Below are 1,420 nucleotides of genomic sequence, written 5' to 3'. Positions count from 1 at the left end.
ACCTCCGGGAACACCGTCCGCAGACTCTCGTGCCGAGACACCACATCCCCCAACGCCCCCTCCAACGCACCCACATCCAGCACACCCGACAAGCGCACGGCGAGCGGCATGTTGTAGGCGGCGGAGTCCGGGTCGAGCCGGTTCAGGAACCACAGGCGGCGCTGTGCCGAGGACAGCGGCAGGGTGCCGGTGCGGGGCGCCGGTGTAAGCGCGGGCCGGGGCCGGCCGCCGGTCCGGGCCCTCAGGGCCAGTTCGGCGACGGTGGGCGCCTCGAAGACGTCCCGGACCGACAGGGCGGTACGGAGCGCGGCGCGGGCCCGGCTGACCAGCTTGGTGGCGAGGAGGGAGTGGCCGCCGAGGTCGAAGAAGCTGTCGTCGACACCGACCGTTTCCAGTCCCAGTACTTGTGCGTACAGCCCGCACAGGGCCTCCTCCACCGGATCCCGCGGCTCCCGCGACGACACCGCGTCCTCGAATTCCGGTACCGGCAACGCCTGTTGCGGCTCGCCCGCACGTTCCACCAGCACGAGCCGTCCGTCGGGCGACCAGCGCACCACGTCCCCGGTCCGGTACATCCGAGCGCCTTCCGGTCCGAACGGGCACGCCACGAACCGCGACGCCGTCAGACCCGACTGACCCACATACCCGCGGGCCAGTCCGGCACCCACCACATACAACTCACCCGCGACACCCGCCGGCACCGGACGCAGACCGCCGTCCAGCACCAGCACCCCCGTATTCCACACCGGACGACCGGTCAGGGTGTCGGTGCCGAGGGTGATGTCGGGGTGGTCACCGTCGGGAAGGCCATGGGCGGTGTCCCCGTCCACGACGACGGTCGAGCCGCCGGACAGCAGCGGGGCGAGCAGTTCGGTGATGCCGTCGATGGTGCCGGCCGGCGAGGTGGCGAGGACGGCCGCCGTGTACTGCTCCGGGAACTCCTCGGTGAACCAGGTGAGTCGGTTGGCCAGGGCGCCGTGCAGCCCGATGACACCCGTGGGGCGTTCGGTGGCACCGGAGGCGCAGAGGACGAAGGCCGGGTGTTCCGGAAGCAGCCGGGTGCCGCGGTCCGCGTCGGTGACATCGGTCGCGGACCGGCCGGCCCACGTGATCTCGGGGTCGTCCAGGATCAGCCGTGGCGCATCCGTATCGGGGAGCGCATCGGCGGTGGCGGTGTCGGTCACCAGGAGCGCGGGGGCGGCGTCGCCGAGGATCAGCGCGATGCGCTCGGACGGATGAGCCGGATCCACCGGCAGATAAGCGGCACCGGACTTCAGCACCGCCAGCAGCGCCACCACCATCGACTCCGAACGCGGCAACGCCAACGCCACCAGCCGCTCCGGGCCCGCGCCCCGCGCGATCAACTCCCGCGCCAGCCGGTTCGCCCGCTCATTCACCTCCCGGTACGACAGCTCCGTAC

General features: G+C 71.8%; 1 protein-coding gene. It reads right to left on the bottom strand.

Features of this window, described 5'->3' with window-relative positions; translation table 11 throughout:
- Positions 1–1,420 (bottom strand): AMP-binding protein (locus ACIQ8J_RS35885; protein WP_403608151.1); only part of this gene is annotated, 1,420 nt, incomplete at both ends.

Source organism: Streptomyces sp. NPDC094147, from assembly GCF_044764265.1.
Taxonomy (GTDB): domain Bacteria; phylum Actinomycetota; class Actinomycetes; order Streptomycetales; family Streptomycetaceae; genus Streptomyces.
Note: the sequence above shows the minus strand (reverse complement) of the source record. Positions and strands in the feature narration are given on the sequence as shown.